This window comes from Chloroflexota bacterium (assembly GCA_018829775.1).
GTDB lineage: Bacteria > Chloroflexota > Dehalococcoidia > Dehalococcoidales > RBG-16-60-22 > E44-bin89.
Map to the genome: position 1 here is coordinate 1 of JAHJTL010000005.1, position 18,637 is coordinate 18,637.

Annotated in this window: 21 protein-coding genes; 15 read left to right on the forward strand and 6 right to left on the reverse strand. The window is 47.6% G+C overall.

The features are described from left to right. Positions 1–221: 221 nt before the first annotated feature. Complete coding sequence (locus KKD83_00185; GenBank protein ID MBU2534571.1) at positions 222–476, reverse strand: hypothetical protein; 255 nt, start codon at positions 474–476, stop codon at positions 222–224. A 375-nt stretch (positions 477–851) separates the two neighbouring features. On the opposite strand from KKD83_00185, the gene KKD83_00190 reads away from it, so the two are divergent. From KKD83_00190 to KKD83_00225, 8 genes are all read left to right on the forward strand, one after another. Beyond that, the gene (locus KKD83_00190) at positions 852–1,157 is read left to right on the forward strand and encodes a zinc-ribbon domain containing protein (GenBank protein MBU2534572.1); all 306 of its coding nucleotides are present in this window, start codon (positions 852–854) and stop codon (positions 1,155–1,157) included. Positions 1,158–1,233: 76 nt separating this feature from the next. Beyond that, positions 1,234–1,416, forward strand: a complete 183-nt coding sequence (gene rpsU, locus KKD83_00195; GenBank protein MBU2534573.1) for a 30S ribosomal protein S21 — start codon at positions 1,234–1,236, stop codon at positions 1,414–1,416. A 42-nt stretch (positions 1,417–1,458) separates the two neighbouring features. Continuing rightward, the gene (locus tag KKD83_00200) at positions 1,459–1,803 is read left to right on the forward strand and encodes an RNA-binding protein (protein ID MBU2534574.1); all 345 of its coding nucleotides are present in this window, start codon (positions 1,459–1,461) and stop codon (positions 1,801–1,803) included. 35 nt (positions 1,804–1,838) lie between these two features. Then, a complete protein-coding gene (locus KKD83_00205) occupies positions 1,839–2,120 on the forward strand; it encodes a hypothetical protein (protein MBU2534575.1) in 282 nt (93 codons plus the stop codon). 215 nt (positions 2,121–2,335) lie between these two features. Next, the gene (locus tag KKD83_00210; GenBank protein ID MBU2534576.1) at positions 2,336–3,115 is read left to right on the forward strand and encodes an ABC transporter ATP-binding protein; all 780 of its coding nucleotides are present in this window, start codon (positions 2,336–2,338) and stop codon (positions 3,113–3,115) included. Beyond that, positions 3,093–3,797 carry an ABC transporter ATP-binding protein gene (locus KKD83_00215; protein MBU2534577.1) on the forward strand — a complete coding sequence of 235 codons (705 nt, stop codon included), beginning with the start codon at positions 3,093–3,095 and terminating at the stop codon, positions 3,795–3,797. The genes KKD83_00210 and KKD83_00215 overlap by 23 nt, the downstream gene beginning before the upstream one ends. A 118-nt stretch (positions 3,798–3,915) precedes the next feature. Then, entirely contained in the window at positions 3,916–4,824 is a 909-nt protein-coding gene (locus KKD83_00220) for a branched-chain amino acid ABC transporter permease (GenBank protein MBU2534578.1), read from the forward strand. Continuing rightward, positions 4,824–5,837, forward strand: a complete 1,014-nt coding sequence (locus KKD83_00225; protein ID MBU2534579.1) for a branched-chain amino acid ABC transporter permease — start codon at positions 4,824–4,826, stop codon at positions 5,835–5,837. The genes KKD83_00220 and KKD83_00225 overlap by 1 nt, the downstream gene beginning before the upstream one ends. 45 nt (positions 5,838–5,882) lie before the next feature. On the opposite strand, the gene KKD83_00230 is transcribed toward KKD83_00225, so the two are convergent. The 3 genes from KKD83_00230 to KKD83_00240 all read right to left on the reverse strand — a co-directional run bounded on the left by KKD83_00230 (position 5,883) and on the right by KKD83_00240 (position 10,043). Next, the gene (locus KKD83_00230) at positions 5,883–7,124 is read right to left on the reverse strand and encodes an ABC transporter substrate-binding protein (protein MBU2534580.1); all 1,242 of its coding nucleotides are present in this window, start codon (positions 7,122–7,124) and stop codon (positions 5,883–5,885) included. 337 nt (positions 7,125–7,461) lie between these two features. Further along, positions 7,462–8,214: a hypothetical protein gene (locus tag KKD83_00235; GenBank protein MBU2534581.1), complete on the reverse strand. Its 753-nt coding sequence runs from the start codon at positions 8,212–8,214 to the stop codon at positions 7,462–7,464. A gap of 149 nt (positions 8,215–8,363) precedes the next feature. After that, the gene (locus tag KKD83_00240) at positions 8,364–10,043 is read right to left on the reverse strand and encodes a hypothetical protein (protein MBU2534582.1); all 1,680 of its coding nucleotides are present in this window, start codon (positions 10,041–10,043) and stop codon (positions 8,364–8,366) included. Positions 10,044–11,005: 962 nt separating this feature from the next. Here KKD83_00240 and KKD83_00245 point away from each other — a divergent pair. The 3 genes from KKD83_00245 to KKD83_00255 all read left to right on the forward strand — a co-directional run bounded on the left by KKD83_00245 (position 11,006) and on the right by KKD83_00255 (position 12,988). Further along, on the forward strand, positions 11,006–11,227 hold the full coding sequence (locus tag KKD83_00245; protein ID MBU2534583.1) for an SHOCT domain-containing protein: 222 nt from the start codon (positions 11,006–11,008) through the stop codon (positions 11,225–11,227). A gap of 29 nt (positions 11,228–11,256) precedes the next feature. Beyond that, complete coding sequence (locus KKD83_00250; GenBank protein MBU2534584.1) at positions 11,257–11,841, forward strand: hypothetical protein; 585 nt, start codon at positions 11,257–11,259, stop codon at positions 11,839–11,841. A gap of 238 nt (positions 11,842–12,079) precedes the next feature. After that, positions 12,080–12,988, forward strand: a complete 909-nt coding sequence (locus KKD83_00255) for a DMT family transporter (GenBank protein MBU2534585.1) — start codon at positions 12,080–12,082, stop codon at positions 12,986–12,988. An 8-nt stretch (positions 12,989–12,996) separates the two neighbouring features. On the opposite strand, the gene KKD83_00260 is transcribed toward KKD83_00255, so the two are convergent. Together KKD83_00260 and KKD83_00265 are read right to left on the reverse strand one after the other, a co-directional pair. Continuing rightward, the gene (locus KKD83_00260; protein MBU2534586.1) at positions 12,997–13,377 is read right to left on the reverse strand and encodes a hypothetical protein; all 381 of its coding nucleotides are present in this window, start codon (positions 13,375–13,377) and stop codon (positions 12,997–12,999) included. Positions 13,378–13,448: 71 nt separating this feature from the next. Continuing rightward, on the reverse strand, positions 13,449–13,865 hold the full coding sequence (locus tag KKD83_00265; protein MBU2534587.1) for a hypothetical protein: 417 nt from the start codon (positions 13,863–13,865) through the stop codon (positions 13,449–13,451). A 222-nt stretch (positions 13,866–14,087) separates the two neighbouring features. Here KKD83_00265 and KKD83_00270 point away from each other — a divergent pair, with 222 nt between their 5' ends. The 4 genes from KKD83_00270 to KKD83_00285 all read left to right on the forward strand — a co-directional run bounded on the left by KKD83_00270 (position 14,088) and on the right by KKD83_00285 (position 18,631). Then, a complete protein-coding gene (locus KKD83_00270; GenBank protein MBU2534588.1) occupies positions 14,088–14,321 on the forward strand; it encodes a helix-turn-helix domain-containing protein in 234 nt (77 codons plus the stop codon). Between the two features lie 142 nt (positions 14,322–14,463). After that, positions 14,464–16,248: an adenylate/guanylate cyclase domain-containing protein gene (locus tag KKD83_00275; GenBank protein MBU2534589.1), complete on the forward strand. Its 1,785-nt coding sequence runs from the start codon at positions 14,464–14,466 to the stop codon at positions 16,246–16,248. Between the two features lie 44 nt (positions 16,249–16,292). Then, positions 16,293–16,898 (forward strand): RNA polymerase sigma factor, encoded by a 606-nt coding sequence (locus tag KKD83_00280; GenBank protein MBU2534590.1) that lies wholly within the window; start codon positions 16,293–16,295, stop codon positions 16,896–16,898. Next, a complete protein-coding gene (locus KKD83_00285) occupies positions 16,895–18,631 on the forward strand; it encodes a FecR domain-containing protein (GenBank protein MBU2534591.1) in 1,737 nt (578 codons plus the stop codon). The genes KKD83_00280 and KKD83_00285 overlap by 4 nt, the downstream gene beginning before the upstream one ends. The last annotated feature ends 6 nt before the right edge of the window (positions 18,632–18,637 follow it).

An 18,637-nucleotide genomic window follows, 5' to 3' on the forward strand; every position in this document is an offset into this window, starting at 1 on the left:
ATAACTTCATTGGATATACCATACTGGTCAAAAAGGCGCTTGAGGTACATGGCTACCTCGGTCTCTCCACCCGGGGGATTCACCGATTGTATTCGTACCAAATCCGCCAAGATTTGCTCAACTTGCAAGTCTCCGCTCCTTTCCAGTGTCTAAATCAAGATTAACGCCCATATCCAACCAGTTTACCGTAAATCATATCGTGCACCTGTCGCAGACAGTTCCTAACCCTGGGCACTAACTTCATATATTTCCCGAACAGGTGACGCTGTCAGGCAATCGTTGAATTTGGCCAATTGCTCTTGAAAGAAACCGCTCTCTTCGGTGGCAATTATATCCTCTTCATTATCCCACAAGGTAATGGCAATGCCTTTACCTGTTTTCCGGTCAGTCAGGAAATAGCCTGTACGCGAACCCTTCTTGGCTTGGCGAGCTGGTGTGACATTCTCTTTGTAAATCCTGACTGCTTCATCTATCATATTGCTCTTCCATTGGAATGTTACTATTCGTGCAAACACAGTATGTACCTCCCATTTCTTATGTTGTCATTCCATACGCTTGACATCGAATTATACACTTAATTCTTCATAAGTCAATAAGAATGGCATTAAACTATTATTACGAAACGGCTCAACAATACGTCAGATTTCTACTGCGAAGGAAGTATCACACTGTTGATGGTGCTGTCTTATGCGGTGGGGGCTTGAACTCATTTGACAAAAAGACCCCCTTCAGTGTAAAATCTATTGTTTAGTTTAAGTTTAGGTTATTACAGCATTTTAAAGCACATTCAACCACTTTAGTGATGGATGACCGGAACTCTAACTAAAAGTATAAAGAGAGGAGGTCATCCAATGGCTTTTCAAGAAAAGTCTCTCCAGTGTTCCGATTGTGGCACCACGTTCACCTTCAGCGCTGAAGAACAGGAGTTCTTCCAATCCAGGGGCTATACTAATGAGCCCAAGCGCTGCCCTTCGTGCCGCCAGGCCAGGAAACAAGAGCGCTATGGAAGTGGCGGGTCCGGTTATGACCAGCGGCGCCAGATGTTCCCTGCGGTATGTGCCGAGTGCGGTAAAGACACTGAAGTTCCCTTTGAACCGCGAGGGGATAAGCCGGTTTATTGCAGTGATTGCTACCGGAAAGTCAGACAAAGCGGGTAAGAAAGGTTTAACATCGAGTCACGTCCGGGTTGGGAAACTGACCCGGATGTGATACTAGAAAGCAGGAGCTCTATCATTGAAAGTATCAATACGTGAAGGTGAATCACAGGAAGCATTATTACGTCGCTTTCAGAGAATGATCCAGATGAGTGGTGTCCTGCGAGAAGCGAAGGCTCATCGTCATTTTGTATCCAAGCGTGACGCTATCCGTATTAAGGCTAAAAATAGCGCCAGAAGAAGGCATCGTCAGAGTTATTAGGTGGAGCAGGCAATAAAAATCAGTAAAAGAAGGGGGTAGACTATGAAAATCTATGTAGGCAATTTATCCTTTGACGTGACCGAAGAGGAGCTGCGGGGGGAATTCGCTGCTTTTGGAGAAGTGGAGTCTGTAGCCATTCCAACCGACAGATATAGCGGCAGACCCAGAGGATTCGCGTTTATTGAAATGCCTACAGTATCGGAAGGCCAGGCCGCAATTAATGGGCTCAACGGAAAAACACTAAAAGAACGGACACTTAATGTTAGCGCGGCTCGCCCTCGTACTGAGGATAGGGGCGGTGGTGGCTCGTACGGAGGCAGAAGGGGAGGTGGCTTTGGCGGAGGCGGAGGCGGAGGCGGAGGCGGAGGAAGATTTAGAAGGTATTGACCTGAAGTAACTCCTGTGCAGAATGAGGGGTGACAATGGTAGGCGTAACGAAAGCAGATTTGGCTGAGCTCAAAAGGATTTTGGATGAGCACACCGATAATGCTCAGGCAGGACTGCGTTTGACTACGGACCAATCTGGTACACTTGGTCTGACAATTGATGTGGAGACTGCTGAGGATCAGGTTTTAGAGCACGAAGGCTCCAAGCTATTGATTATTGAGCAAAATTTAACGGCGAGTCTTGAAGGAATCACAATAGACGTTGATGAGACTCCGGAAGGCAATAAACTGGTGATAACAAGCGAGCCTTCGAAGTAAATTTGTATTAGCGAGTCGCCCTCTTTTAACCCCAACCTTTAGCGGAATCAGCGAGGGGAGCAGAAATGCTCCCCTTATATTTTTCCCTTCCGCATTGGGAGCCATTACTGAATCGGAATTATAGCTTTGTGGTAAAATGTAGCTTGTGCCATAATAGAATACAATCACCGGAATGAGTGGGAAACAACAGTATCATGAATAATTCGGAAAAGCCGATTCTCGAAATAAGAGACGTGGTAAAAGCTTTCGGTGGAATCCGTGCCGTTAACCGCTGCTCCTTCAAGGTGCAGAAGGGAACTATCACCGGCCTCATAGGTCCCAACGGAGCGGGGAAAACGACCCTTTTTAATTTAATCACCGGTTTTCTGAAGTGCAACAGCGGCCAGATCTTATCCGGTGATAGGCGTATCGATGGTCTTCCTCCTCACGAAATATTTCGCCAGGGCATTGTCAGGACCTTCCAGATTCCCCGGGAACTGAAGCGCATGACGGTGCTGGAAAATCTAATGCTGGTACCTGCTGACCAGCTGGGGGAGCAATTGTGGAGTTCCTGGTTGCTGCCTTGGCGCGTTAAACGTCAGGAAAAAAGTATCGAGGAACGGGCCATGGAAGTCCTGCGATTTGTCAATCTTGTACACCTGAAAAATGAGTATGCTGGAAACCTGTCTTCCGGTCAGAAAAAGCTCCTCGAACTGGCGCGAACCCTGATGGCTGAACCTCAGTTGGTGTTGCTGGATGAGCCCGGGGCTGGAGTGAACCCTACCCTGATGAAGCAGTTGGCCGATGATATCCGTCGGTCGTGTTATGAACGAGGGCTGACATTTTTGCTCATAGAGCATGATATGGACCTGGTGATGAGCCTCTGTGACCCAATTATTGTGATGTGCAACGGGGAAAACATCATGGAAGGCCAGCCTCATGAAGTACAGAGGGACCAGCGCGTAATAGAAGCCTATCTGGGAGGTTCCGGTAATGAGCCTGCTGACGGTATCTAATATCGTAGCTGGATACGGCGAAACGGAGATACTTCACGGCGTATCCATTGCGATTGAAGAGGGCCATATTGTTACCATTATCGGCCCGAACGGTTCCGGAAAATCGACGCTGCTAAAGGCTATCTTCGGTCTGGTAAAACCCAAGGAGGGACAGGTCCTCTTTCAGGGGAAAGACATTACCGGACACGCACCGGAAACGGTCGTGCGCAGAGGCCTCTGCTATGTTCCCCAGTCCAGCAATATCTTCCCGTCTCTTTCAATCAACGAAAATCTGGAGATTGGTGCTTTCGTTCGAACCGATGACTTCCGCCCGCGTCTGGAAGAGATATACCTGCTCTTCCCTGACCTGGCAGGGAGGCGAAAAGACAGGGCAGGAACTCTATCCGGAGGCCAGAGGCAGATGCTGGCCCTGGCCAGAGCGCTCATGCTGGACCCTGCTTTACTGCTGCTGGATGAGCCGTCTGCCGGGCTTGCCCCGAACTTGGTCGGCTCTGTATTTGAAAAGATACTGGGCATCAATCGTGCCGGTGTGGCTATCCTGCTCGTGGAACAGAACGCTAGAGAGGCGCTGCAGCTATCAAGCTGGGGATACGTTCTGGCATCGGGGCAGAACCAGCTTGAGGACCGGGGCGAAAACCTTCTCAGTAATCCCGATGTTACACGTCTTTATCTCGGGGGCTAGACGTATGACGACTTCAAGTCCACAGACACAGCGATTAATACCGAAGTGGAGCGCTGGTTACTCCGTAATAGCGGGCTTTCTTATCCTGCTCGTCCTCGGTCTCTTTTCCATAGTAAAGATGGAATTGATGGTCAACGGGTTGTTTCTCGGCGCGATAATCGCCCTTGGCGCAATTGGTCTGTCACTCATATACGGGATTCTCAATTTCGCCCATCTGGCACAGGGAGACTTCATGACGCTGGGGGCTTATATTGCACTATTCCTGCTGGGGACACTTCTGCCCCGCCTGGGGCTGGAAGGTGCCGGACTGGGGCCATTCACTTTCGGCTACCCCGTTTTCATCGCTCTACCCCTCACCATTCTGGCCATGGCGGCTATCGCAGTTGGTCTGGACGTCACGATATACCGCCGTCTCAGGCGCCGGGGAGTTGGCATGGTGGTCCTGGCCATGACGTCCCTGGGCCTGGCCATCGGCCTGCGAGGCATAGTGCAGGTGATTTGGGGTGGAGATACTTACCAGTACCCTCGCCTGTCAAAGGACTTCTATCAACTGCCCATGGGAATTCGCATCCCGCCGGATAATATCTTTATCGGCGTACTGGCCATCGTTTTGGTAGTTGTTCTCTACTTATTCCTGACACGTACTAAAATCGGGAAAGCGATGAGAGCTACGTCAGATAACATGGACCTTGCCAGGGTAAGCGGCATAAATACCGAGAACATTATCAAGTGGACATGGGCATTGAGTGCCGGGCTGGCGGCTACTGCGGGCGTCCTCCTGGCTATATTTCAGGCACAGCTACTTCCCATTATGGGGTGGCGCATTCTTATTCTGCTATTTGCGTCCGTTATCCTGGGGGGTATTGGCAATCTTTACGGGGCGCTTGTCGGCGCTCTAATCATCGGGGTTGCCGCCGAAGTCTCAACGCAATGGCTTAGTCCCGCTTACAAGGTCGTAATAGTGTTTATCATCATGATAGCCACTCTCCTGATACGTCCCAAGGGAATTTTTGGGGTGAGAGACTGATGGATTTATCAGGCATAATAGGCTACATCACCGGGTTCGCCATAATGGCGGTAATCTATGCTATTTTCAGCCTGGGCCTCAATGTGCACTGGGGATATACCGGCTTATTCAACATCGGTATTGCCGGTTTCTTTGCCCTCGGGGCCTATACCTCCGCATTGCTCACAACAGCCTCACCGGACCCGCTGATGTTTGAAGATTACATTTTCGGGGGCGATTTGCCCGCGCGCCTGGGTTTCTGGAACCTCGGAATAGACCTCTGGTTTTTCGTAGCCTTAATGGGCGCAGCTTTAATATGCGGTATTGTGGCTCTGTTCATTGGATTTCTTACTCTGCGGCTCAGGGAAGATTATCTGGCCATAGCTACCCTCGGCATTGCTGAGAGCGTCCGGATTATCTTCTTAAATGAAAAGTGGCTTGCCAATGGCTCTAAAGGATTATATCGTATCCCCAAATTTCTGGGTGAGCTGGTTTCTCCTCAATATTACGATTACCTGTATCTGGGGGTGGTCGTAGCCATACTGATTGTTCTGTATATCGCGGTCAACAGGACTATTAAATCACCGTGGGGCAGGGTACTGAAGGCGATAAGAGAGGATGAATTGACCACCGAAGCAAGCGGAAAGAATGTCTTTAATTTCAAACTGCAGTCGTTTATCTTCGGTGCTGCCATAATGGGCATTGGCGGCGCTTTGTATGCCCATAACGTGAGGTTTGTAGACCCCGTTACCTTTGACCCGCTGCTGGCTACTTTCATCATATGGGCGATGCTCATGGTAGGAGGCAGCGGCAATAACAAGGGGGCCATACTTGGAGCTTTCGTCGTCTGGGGCATCTGGACAGGAACGCAGTTTTTACCAGGTTTCCTATCAGACCCCAACTTCCGCTATGTTATGATTGGCCTGTTAATCCTGGTCGTTATTCTATTAAGACCGGGAGGCATACTGGGTGAGGAGCGCGTAGTATCGCGACTCTCGGAAACGCAGCCAGGGGATGCCTCCCCGGAAATATAGCCGGGAAAAACACCCCCTGGACTGATTAGGGCTGCCTATGCGAAATTATGGGAGTTCGTATCTTCCGGTGGAAACGATTTTCCCGCCTGTGATCTTCCATATATCGATAGTGGAGATTACGTCTCCGTTATCGTCAAAGTCTTGCGAGCCACCTGCGCCCTCGTAGTTGATGTCCTTGCCGTCTCTGATAAGTTGCAGTGCTCTCGCGATTCCGTCAACACCAGGTCCCACGATTTCACCTGGCGGGTTCGCCACATCGCGAAGGGCGTCACGGATTGCCGCACTGTTGGTGGTGGTACCGGCTTTTTCAGCGGCCAGCGCAATCAGCACCACGGCATCGTAGGTTGTGTCCATATAGGGTAGTGGCGGCACAACAGCGAAGGCTGATTCAAAGTTGGCTTCGAAAACTCGGCGGGAGTCGGTCATGGCTGAGCCAGGGGCAGTACCATGCGTACCTTCCAGTTTGTCCACGCCCACGGCTTCGTTCATATCGGGGGATTTGGTGCCATCGCATAATATGAAAGTGTCTATATAGCCACCTTCAAGCGCTTCGCGCAGGTAGATCTGGGCGCTTTCCGGATAGCTGATGGCTGCCAAAACATCGGGATTACCATCTGTTGCTTTACTCAGTTCCGATGCGTAAGTGGGTTGTACCATCTCATGTGGTACCAGTTCAAGAATCTTTCCACCCGCTGCCTCAAATGCTGCCTTGAATGCTTCAGCGAGCCCCTGGCCGTAGGCATTATTGACGTACAGCGCAGAGGCTGTGCCATAGCCCAGCTCTTTGGCGAGGCGTCCCATGATGACACCCTGGATTGCATCGGAAACGGTGGTGCGGAAGAGAAAGTCGCCGTCCGCCAGTACCGTAATGGCTGGTGAAGTGGATGCGGCCGAAATCTGCAATATTTGACTTGGGCCGGTTACCGATTCCGCAACGGCTATGCTCACTCCGCTGGAAAGGGCGCCGACAACAGCCGCAACCCTATCTATATCAACCAGCGCTCTCGCCGAATCGACTCCCTGCACCGGATTGGTAGCGGTGTCTCTGGCGACAAGGGTAATAGGAGCACCCTGTATACCACCTGCCAGGTTAATGTGGTCCGCTGCTAACTGCCCTGCGTTGCGGTGTGCTGCGCCAAAATCGGAGAGGTCACCGGTGAAGCTGTTAAGCTGACCTATTTTCAGCGGTGTAATTTGCGCAGCTTCGGGGGCACATCCGCCCACTATTAGTGCGCTGATGATTGCTATTGATATAACCATTGGCAAAATCACTTTTAGTCTATGCATATTTTCACCTCCTCTATTTGAGAGTTTTCTGGATTAAACATGGTCGTCTTGAAATATTTTATCTCTAAAGGCGTCACCTCCATTTTATTAAATGTAATTATGTATAAAGGAACAATATAGCATTATCCCTAAGCTGTGTCAAGGCTAACGCACAAAAACGGCTCTATTTATCCTGTTTGTGTGCGTAATAAACCATGCTTGAACATTTTCCCGTAGGTAATAGAGGGGAAAATTATAATAAGCCGTTTTTGGGTTTGATATTTGATGTGATAGAATTTAACCACCAATTTTCGTTTCAAGCCTTTCTAAATGTTGTGAAAGTTACGCGTAACATCAATTATCGGCGGCGTGTCTTATCCAAAGCCATCTGCGCTCCCAGCATAAGAAAGGTATCATCATCATCCACAGATACAAATTTGAAACCTTTATCCAGTGCCCATTCAACGTTGTCTATTGTGGCGAACATACCGGCCGCTTTGCCGTATCGTTTGGCGGCATCCAGGACCTTATCAAAAGCTGCTGAATACTCCGGCTCATCCCATTTCGGAGGAACACCGAATCCCATTGATACGGAAAGGTCCCATGGGCCGATATAACAGGCGTCTATGCCGGCTACCGAGAAGATGTCGTCCAGGTTCTTTAATGCGGCAACGGTTTCTATCTGAACCGCAATGAGAAGTTCATCGTTGGCCGTCTTGAAATAGTCATCGTCGAACATGCCGGCACGCCTTGGCCCCCACCCCCGGATACCTTCCGGCGGGTATTTGCAGAATTTTACGGCATTCTCGGCCTCTTCCTTCGAATTGACCCAGGGAATAAGAACCCCATAAGCACCAAGGTCAAGTACACGCTTTATCACCACAGGCTCATTCCATTGGGGTCGGACAATAGGTACGCAGTCCGTTCCATTCATGCTCTGCATCATTCGTTGCAGAGATTCAAAATCTGCGGGGGAATGTTCAGCGTCAAGTAACAGCCAGTCAAACCCCAATTTTGCCAGCCATTCCGTAATATCAGGATGACCTATTTGCGCGAAAGTACCTATTACGGCTTCTCCCCGCGTTAATTTCTCTTTTAGTGGGTTTTTCATTTCTCAGAACCTCCTATCAATAAACAATGTTGAAATGTAGAATCGTGTGACAGAATTATAGAACAATTAGAGTGATTATTAAACTGATAAACAGGCGGGCTGGGGCAGGGAGATCAGAGTTGCTCAATAGTTGAACTACCAGAGAATTTTTATCTATTTTTGCTCATTCTTTTCTCTGTTCTGCGTATCATATACCAGATAAACAGTATAAGCAGGCCACCAATTACGGCTAATGTATACATCAGCCAGTCGGGCATCTCGGATACGGGAGCTATTTTAATTTCACCAGTCTCGGTCCATTCTCCAGCATTTGAAGCGCTATCCACCGCGCGTAATCTCCAGTAATATGACCTTCTTGGGTGCAACAACTGGGTTGTACTTGAATCCACCAGGTATTCGGAATCGGTCAATCCTGTCTTCTCAAGAAAGATGCCCTCTGCTGAGAAACCGACATCGTTGGCTAATTGGAAGGTGTAAGTTACCGGCATGCTCTCGTCAGTGACATCTTCCCAATCAATAAAGATTTCAGCTCCTTCTTTTACCACCAGCGAGGTACCCAACAATAGATTCGGTTTTTCTGGAGCTTCCGTTTCAACTGCAAAGGCTAATTCTTTGATATTGAGGCCATCGCTTATGGTTATGATATGTTCGCCGTGCTCGCTGATTGGGATATTGAAAGAGGTCAGGAATATTCCTCTCGTATTAATGGCAGTTGACGTTACCGACTTATTGTCATATTTAATGGTTAAAGTTCCACTCTCAACAAACCCTGTACCGCTGACAACCACTTCTACCCCAACATGACCGCTTAACCGGTTAATCTCGATAATAGCGGGTTGCTTGGGCGGTTCAGGAGACGAGGGCTTGGGAGTAGTAATTATTGTAAATTTGGCTATTTGTATATTTTCACCGTCATCGATTTCTATTTCATATAATCCCGCGTCCAGATCCGGTATGGAAAATGTAGCTACAAAGTCTCCCACGCTATCGGTCTGTTTAGTGGCTACCTCGGCTTTATCAAAATATATGGCAACGTTTTTCCTTCTGCCAAAGCCGGTGCCCAGAACTGTAACCGATGTCTCTGCCGCTCCCGACGTTGGATTGACGGTGACATCGGGTTCCACGGTGAATTCTGCAATTACTGCGTTTTCCGCCTGGATAACGGTAATACTGTGTATTCCAGCGGTGCTTTTCGGAATAGTAAGATAAGCGGTAAAATTACCCGAGCTATCGGTCTCTGTATCGCCACTGTCAATACCTAAATCGATTCCATCATAGTGGATGGATATATCTTCATCGGGAAAAAAGTCAGTTCCTATGATTTCGACAGAAGTACCTACCGTGCCTTCATCCGGCTCAATGGCAATATCGCCGAGGCCGACTTCGAATTCCGCGACTGCCCTGATTCTCGGTGCCAGGACATTGCCCATATAGTGGCAAACGTATATGTAATAAATGCCGGCATGTATCTTTTCTTCATCGGCGCCGTCATTTAATTCCTCGGGCACAACAAATTCTGTGTCAAATTCGCCATCGTAATTTAACCAGACCCCTTCCGCAACAAGCTCGTACCTGGTAACATCGCTGTCTATGTCATCATCTGTGGTCGCTTCTTCACTGGAAAAGAAGACAGCCGCAAATTTATCGGAGTCGGCCGTGCTTTTGTTAAAGCCCTCACCGGCGACTCTGATTTTATCTCCTATCCCTCCTTCAGAAGGGTATACATATATTGCCCTTTCTTCTTGAGCGAGTGCGGAAAGCTCAGGTTGTGTAAAAAGGCAGAGAAAAGATGCCAGCCATGTCAGGAAAATTATTTTGAGGATGTTCACGATTTGGCTCCTTACTGAAAATTAATTTACCCTGTGGACTTAAATTATAGCTTTATCTGGTGAGATGTCAATACCTGTAACGAACTGGAATGGAGTAGAGGATAGGTTGAAAATCATGGGTAACCGCCGGAGAAATGTTCACACAAATCTAACTGGAATTCGATAAATTGCAGATATTACTAAAGAAGCGGTGGTGACAGTACTAAAAGGTTAGGTTAAGGTGCTTGTATATGATTACAGGAGGCTTATAATAGCAGTACGCGAATAAACAGGGGGTGTTGGAGATGGTGCTCATGGGGGATGTCTTCAGATTCGCGGAAGATTCCATTGATTCTGCCCCGGAACGAGAGGGCGTTTATGCTCTATATCGAGGTAATGAGTTGATTTATATCGGAAAGGCAGAGCAGGGAGATACTATCAGAGCGAGATTGCAGAGCCATTTATCAGGTGAAAACCCGTGCACTAAAGAAGCTACTGCTTATCGTTATGAAATCTGTGATTATCCAAGACACAGGGAAGAGTTGTATCTAAAGGTGTACAAAGTGTCTTATTTGAAATTGCCTCGCTGTAACAATCAGGGCAGTTAGCGTTTAAGTAGTTGCAAACGTACATGCAAATGGACGTGCTGGTGGTTTAATAAAATATCGCTTGCTCCGATATCAGGAGCATACCCCATTTATTTACCGGTTTAAATCAAGGCAACGGATTCCCTTCCCACATTATTATCTGGTATGTGATATAAGTCATATGCTTGGTGAAATATCTATTTTATAATTAATTAATTATGTAGCTGGATTACTACGTGGAGGGCGATGTGAATGGATAGAAACTTGAAGAAAGGCTTGATAATCGGGGGGATAATATTGGCCATACTTGTTATTTCTCCGCTTATTGTAGGAACGATTACAGGATGGGAGGTTTGTAGAACAGAAATGTTTGAACATGGAATGATGGGACCTTGGATGATGGGTGGATTTGGTATAGGATGGTTGATGCCCATTTTATGGATTGTGATTATTGGGCTTATAATATGGGCAGTGATATACCTGGTCCGGGGTGTGGGTGGAACAGGAAGCCAGGACACCATAAAGCAGAGTTCTGCGTTAGAAATCCTCAAGGATAGATACGCACGAGGTGAAATAGGCAAAGAGGAATTTGAGGAAAAGCGGAAAGACTTAATATAGATAGACCAATCATCCGCAAGGAGCGCAGGATGAGTCTCAAAAAGGCTGTGTTCCTGGCAATGATACTGCTGCTCATGGGTTCACTTCTTATGCTATCGCTTGGCTGCAGCCGGGAGCCTGAGAACAAAACATTTTCAAATCACGGTTTTTCTTTTAAATATCCCGCAAAGTTCTCCGTTACCGAAAGAGGGCTGTATGACTATGTAGCCAACGATATCTCAGGCGTGGTTGAAGCCTTTCGGGAAGATGACGAAATCGAGATGTTTCAGACGATTTGGGTTCACACCAGACCGGGTGAGCTTGAATCTACCGATGATTTGCAAATAATGCTGGAAGATGCTTTTGCCGGCATAGAGAGTGTTGAAAACATTGCCGGCTTTGACACAAGCGAGTTAGTGGAAACAACCAAGTCAGGTCAGGAACTGCTTTATCAATACTATACTTTCAACTTTGTTGGTGGTGACAGGGTGAACGGAATTGTCGGCGTCTTTTATTGTGAAGGCGGTCAGAAGCTGTTTCGGTTGTCGACTATGAACTCTACCATCAGTGACAGGCAAGATGTCCTTGAGGACTTTCAGAGATATCTGGACTCTTTCGTTTGCCATCAGTCATAACCGGTCCGGTGAATTATCATAATAATACTGACTTCGGCTTTGCTTTCCGGTAAAGAACTCCCCCGGTAAGAGGGCAGATAAGTCCCGGTGGACTGGGCAAACAGCGCACTGTCCTCAAACCTCACCGGCCTATTATACCTTTGCACTGTACCCAGGCTTTCTCATCTCTTTAAATCCTGAGAACAAACCCTGTCCCGGTTGAAATATCTGGTGGTATTCCCAGATAATACTCTAGGTTATGACATTTAACTGGGTAAGTGCATCGCTGGTAAGTGCGGCCATTCTGGCTATAGTCCATGTCGTGGATAGTCATCTCATCTCAAAACGGCTGCCCAGTGTCCAGTCCTATCTGCTCGTTTTAGGTTTCATTATACTTATCGTCAGTACCGTGATAATAATATTGTTCCCCCTTCCCAGTCATCTTGATAATACGACACTGGTGGTGGCAATACTCTCCGGCGTGCTTCGTGCGACATCGGTATATCTTATGTTCTATACCCTGAAACGAGAAGAAGTATCGATGGTGATTCCCATAGTTAATTCTTATCCCATATTAGTGGCACTATTCGCCATGCCCATTGTGGGCGAATTCCTGGATACATCACAGTGGATAGCGATGATTATTGTGGTACTTGGGGTAATACTGGCTACATTCAGGGGCGCTTCGGGCGGTAAAATAACCTGGTCCGGTAGAGTCCTGTGTCTGTTACTTGCCGCCAGCGCATTCTGGGCGCTGTCAGAGGTTATGGCGAAATATGCTCTGGCAGCAATCTCGCCCTGGCAAATGTATGCGCTCTCGCATTTTTCTATGGCCTTTATTTTTCTGGTTATCTCACTACGACCGCGTATTCTCAGCGAATGGGCACGTCACAAAAAAAGAAGTTCAGCGATAATCATAATTATATTTAATGAAACAATCGCCGTTATATCGGTAGTATTATTGTACTGGGCCATGGAAAGGGGGCCGGTATCGCTGGTCTCCGCTGTTTCCAGCACACGTCCCGTTTTTGTGTTTATCTATGCACTGATTATCAGTCGCTTTTCAGAATTGTTGTTAGAGCGCCGGGCAAACAAAGGCATATTGTTATTGAGGTTTATAGCGGTTACCATGATTGCCGGTGGTGTAGCTTTAATCTATCTGACTTGAGAACGGACTTAAAATCTGTGATATATTGTAAATTCATTCCTGGACAGGGAAACCAGGACCGTAGATACGATACCTAACGGTGGTATCGACAGTATCGCAACGACTGAACCGGTAAGGGCTAAGCTCCACGCCTTTCTCTGTATTGCGTAAACTCCACCTATTAAGGGCAACGAGCTCAGAACTGCCAACAATATAGCCATAATTATCAGGACCCCGTGCACCATCCCCGACAACCATATGGGCATCATGTCGGCAATACGAATTATAGACAGAATACCACCGCCAAACGCGGTTAGAAGTCCGATTACAACAAACATCCCGAACAGGTTGATAATCCCGGTAATAATGTTGAGGATTCCGGCTACAATGGGCTTCCAGGTTGCTTCCATTGCTGTTCAGCTTCCGACGATGATAAGAAGCGGGGTGGGGCGGGGATAGATAAAATCTTTCCTATAGCAGCTCACTTATACTTGGTTTCCAGTATTGAATCCTGCAAATTTTTAAATAACTCGCAAACCTTGGCTAACATTGGAACTAAACGTGTTCGATTTAAATCAGGATTTATCAATTGTCTCCTGAACTCCTCGAGGTTTCGCATGATTTCCTCAATGAGCGATGATACCTTTGTGCCTTTTATATTTTTAGAAATCGGAATTATAGCACGGGCTTTATACGCTATATTTGTCAGGTCAAACTTGACTTCACTGATATGTTCTAAAATTAAATCCAGGTTATGACTTTCTTCTATATTGTATTTGATTAAAAGATCATGTATGCTCGTTGACCAATCTACGACATCGCGTAGTGCCTGGTTATGACGCTTGGCTCTTCCTGTCAAAGAATCGAATATATCCGAAAAGGCCTTTAGTCTTTCCATGTTGTTATTATAGCAGATTAAAATAGAAAACTTATCTGTGGAAGCGGATTATGCTAAAGCTTCTGATGTGGCAGCGATTCTGATTGCTCGCCTATTTTAGTACTAAGGTAATAGTGGGAATAGTACTATTGTAATAACCAAAAGTGGCTACTTTCGATTGATTCACCAGAGATTAAAGATTAGAATCAAGTGTATTTAAAAAGTATCAATAGGAGTTGCGCTATGCCAATAGTAATCGACGGAAAAACCTATTATAGAACGGCTGAAGTCTGCCGTATAGCAGGCGTAAGCAAAAGCACTTTTTTCCGATGGCTTCGGCAGGGGTCCTTTATAGACGTCGCCAACTTCGACCGCAGGGGATGGAGACTGTTTACTAAGGAGGATATAAAAAGACTGAAATCTGAAGTTGGTCAGATAAAACCAGTTAAAGAAAAACAGCAAGAGAAAAATAGATGACGATAAAAGCTAAGACTAGAGTATATCGTTTCCTGTATTCATAATGTGTGGCAGGTAGACAGTTAATATGTTTCGAGCTTTGAGAAAAAAACATGTCACGGTAGGTTTATTTATTTCGCTCATCATTGGAGTCGCATTTTGCATGGGTTTCTCCTTCAATTTACTTCACACCCTACAGCAGCGAAGCAGTGACTTCCTCTTTCAGGCGGCAAACCTGCATCAAGGAGCAGAAACGGATGACAAGGTTGTAATTATCAGTGTCGATGATAAAAGCCTGGGACAATTGGGACATTTGTTATCTTGGTCACGGGCTTACCATGCTCGCCTGGTAGATACGCTGGTCAAAGCACAAGCCAGAGTAATCGTTTTTGACCTTCTTTTTGCAGAATCGGCAGTCGGTGATAATGAACTGGCGACTTCTCTCAGAAACGCAACCAATGTTATTCTCCCTGTCATATCCACGCCAACAATGACCATTCCAACCGCGACGCGCCAGATACAACAGTCGGGCAGTTTTGTCAGACCATTGCCAATCTTTGAACAGGGAGCTATTGCCATCGGACACGCTAATGTGGTGCCTGATGCTGATGGGGTGGTAAGAAAATTTCCCATTGCGATCCATGACGGTAGTGATTATGAGCCAGCATTGGCACTGGCAGCGGTGGCCAAATATCTGCGGCGTCCTGAGGTGATGGAATCACCTATTAAGGACAACAGGTTACCTCTGGCTGGTCGGTTTATCCCGGTCACTGATGATGACGAAATGCTTATTAACTACTTGGCCAGTCCACAGAGTGATGGCGGTATAGTGAACTTTCACAGCGTTTCGTTTGTGGATGTACTGAATGAGGAGATTGACCTCGCCTGTTTTCAGGATAAAATTGTCATCATTGGCGCCACCGCCAGCGGTCTTGGGGACAATTTCTGGACACCGATGGGGATAGAAATGAATGGCGTTACCATACATGCCCATGCCATTCACACCATTCTGGCTGGCAATTTTCTCAGGCCCGTTTCGCCAGCAATTACGGTTACCTTAATAATAATATTAGCGCTTCTTTGTGGACTGGCGGTGTTGCACCTGCGGGTAATTACAGCGAGCTTATCAATGTTGTTCCTATGCGTAGCCTATTTTCTAATCGCCTTCTTCTTTTTTGACAATGGCATCGTGCTCAACATGCTGTATCCACCGCTGGCCATTGCTGGCACATTTGTAGGGCTAAATCTTTATAACATCATCTACGAACGTTCTGAAAAACGGGAATTAACGGAAACTTTCGGTCGTTACATATCCCCCCAAGTGGTAGATAAGATACTGACCACTATGAGAGAAGGTGAACTGGAGTTAGGTGGCAAGGAATATGAGGTGACCGTCGCTTTTGCCGATGTTCGTGGTTTCACCAGCATTGCCGAGAATATCCCACCGGAGGAGTTAGTTACGATATTGAATGTGTATCTGTCCGCCGTGATAGAAGCCGTTCTCAACTGCGGGGGCATTATCAATAAATTTGGTGGCGATAGCGTCATGGCCATTTGGAACGCACCGGTAGAGTGTGAGGGACACGCGTTGCTCGCCGTCAAGGCAGCAGTAAACGCCCAATCTGCGATTAGTGGGTTGAAGGAGAAGGAAAAAACTATTGCCAAGATGGAATTTGGCATTGGCATCAATACGGGCACGGCAGTGGCCGGCATTATGGGGTCTGAGGACCGCTTAGAATACTCGGTTGTTGGCGACACGGTGAACACCGCGGCCAGGCTGGCCAGTAGCGCGCCTGGAGGCAAGGTATGGATAGGCAACGGTACATTTGCTGAGGTTGAAGGCCAGATATTGGCAAAGCCATTGAAACCGCTTGTCGTGAGAGGAAAACGCGAACCAATTCAGGCATATGAGGTGCTAGATATAGATAGCAACAAATCCGAGGAGTGAGCGAATCGAACCAGGAATAAATCATGGAAAAAGTGTAACAAAGCATGAAGAATAAACGTAATAATAGTGTTGGGGAAAAGGCTCACGCAACCGGTAAGCCGCTTCCACCCGAGCAAGACAAAGCTATCAGGTTGGTGAAAAGAGCGATAGGAGGTGATTTCGCAGCCTTTGGTGACCTTTACGGCATTTATCTTGACCGGATTTACCGATACGTATTCTATCAGGTCAAAGATAAAATGACCGCTGAGGATATCACGGAGGAAGTGTTTCTCAAGGCGTGGAAGGCGATAAACTCCTGCAAAGGGAAAGAGCAGACCTTCTCCTCATGGCTGTACCGCATCGCCCACAACCGTGTAATCGATATCTTCCGCAGCCAGCGCAAAGCGCAGACAATTGATATGGAAACCGTAGCTGAGTTACATCACCCCACAGCGAAAATAGAAACGGAGTTAGACCATCAAGAAATACTGGATGGCGTAGCCGACTTGCCGCCAAACCAAAGGCAGGTTATTATCCTGAAATTTATTGAAGACTTGGATAACCGCGAAATCGAACGGATTATTGGAAAAAGCCAGGGAGCGATACGGGTACTGCAGACGCGAGCTTTGGCTAAGCTGCGCGAGAAATTGAGCAACGGGCGCGAAAAATGAATGGTAAGCTGTTCGGAATATTAGACGAATGTATTGAGCAGATACATAGAGGGGAGAACATAGAATCCTGTCTGTCACAATACCCGCAGCTTCGGGAGCAGCTGGAGCCATTGCTAAAGACAGCGCAGGCAGTCTCGGCTCTTCCCACGGTGTTGCCGTCAGATGAATTCAGGAAAGCAGCAAAGGCGCGTTTGATGGCGAGAATTCGTCATGAGTCTTTTAAGGGAAAAACAGCAAAGTCACGACCGAGAACAACTTTACCCAGCGAACTGGCTCTTTCTTGGCAGCGAATATGGCAGGCTTTTATTGGAGCGAAGAAGGTCGCCATTCCAGTGACACTGACTTTACTCCTCTTACTTACCGCAGGTATTTTCAGTGCGCTGAACGCTTTGTCACCAACACCCGCACTTGCTTCCCAGTGTACTCTGAGCATACTATCCGGCAGCGCTGAGGTTCAAGAACCGGGGTCAGGACACAGCCAGTCAGGCGCTGACGGTATGACCCTGGCGGCAGGTGCGCGGGTAAAGACGGCACCTGACTCCTTTGCTCTGCTCACCTTCTTTGAGGGCAGCACCTTCAAACTCGAACCTAATAGCGATGTGGAAATTCAAAAAATTGAAATTACTGAGGGACAGCCCACGGAAATCGTGTTAAAACAGTGGCTGGGTAGAACTTGGAGCCGTGTAGTACAGATGGCTGATCCCGGCTCGCATTACCGGATTGATACACCATCGGCCACCGCTATAGTACGAGGTACGTTATTCACGACTGAGGTCGATGAATCCGGTTTTACCAGGGTAATAACTACAGAAGGGTTGGTGAGTGTGCTTGCTCAAGGGGAAGAGGTGTATCTGCCAGCCAACCAGCAGACCCAGGTGGAAACCGGTTCAATGCCTGCTCAACCGGTCAGCGTACCCAGCCCCCCAGCCGAGATTGTTATTAGCGTTACTATGCCGGCGGTGGGTTCGGTAATTGACCCAACTGGCTCCAGTACGGGGATTTTACCAAGTGGTCTGTCATTTAACCAGATTCTAGGTTCTCAATCCTCCTCAATTTCAGAGGACATCCAGCTCATCACCATTACAGAACCGGTGACCGGAGAATATACTATTGCCCTGCGATATCTCACCGAGGGACAGGCCCGTTTCAATATTCAGGGTGCATCTGAGGGAAAGACGGTCTTCAATTACATTGGTAATTGGGGGGGTAAAGAGGAAGGCGGGTGGCTCATACACCTTAATATACAGGTTGAGGATGACCAGATTGTAAGCAGTGAGATAACCTCCGTGGAATCGCTTGGCGAAAAGGCACCGGAGGAAATAGTAGAAGTACCGTCAGCCATCGGGGAAGGTGAAACTATAACAACACAGGACAGCGATGCCGAAGATACCCCGGATGTTGACGAAGGCGAACCTGAAGACAAGGGCAAACCTGAGGACGAGGGTGAGCCTGGGGACAAGGGCAAGCCAGATACGCCGGATGAACCTGGGGACAAGGGCACTCCGGATAAGCCTGGGGACAAGGGGAAGCCTGAGGATAAGGGCAAACATGAGGACGAGGGTGAGCCTGGGTACGAGGGTGAGCCTAGGTACGAGGGTGAGCCTGGGTACGAGGGTGAACCTGAAGACAAGGGCAAACCTGAAGACAAGGGCAAACCTGATGACAAGGGCAAACCTGATGACAAGGGCAAGACCAAAGACAAGGGCAAGGGAAATACGGATTCTGAAGATTAAGAGAGT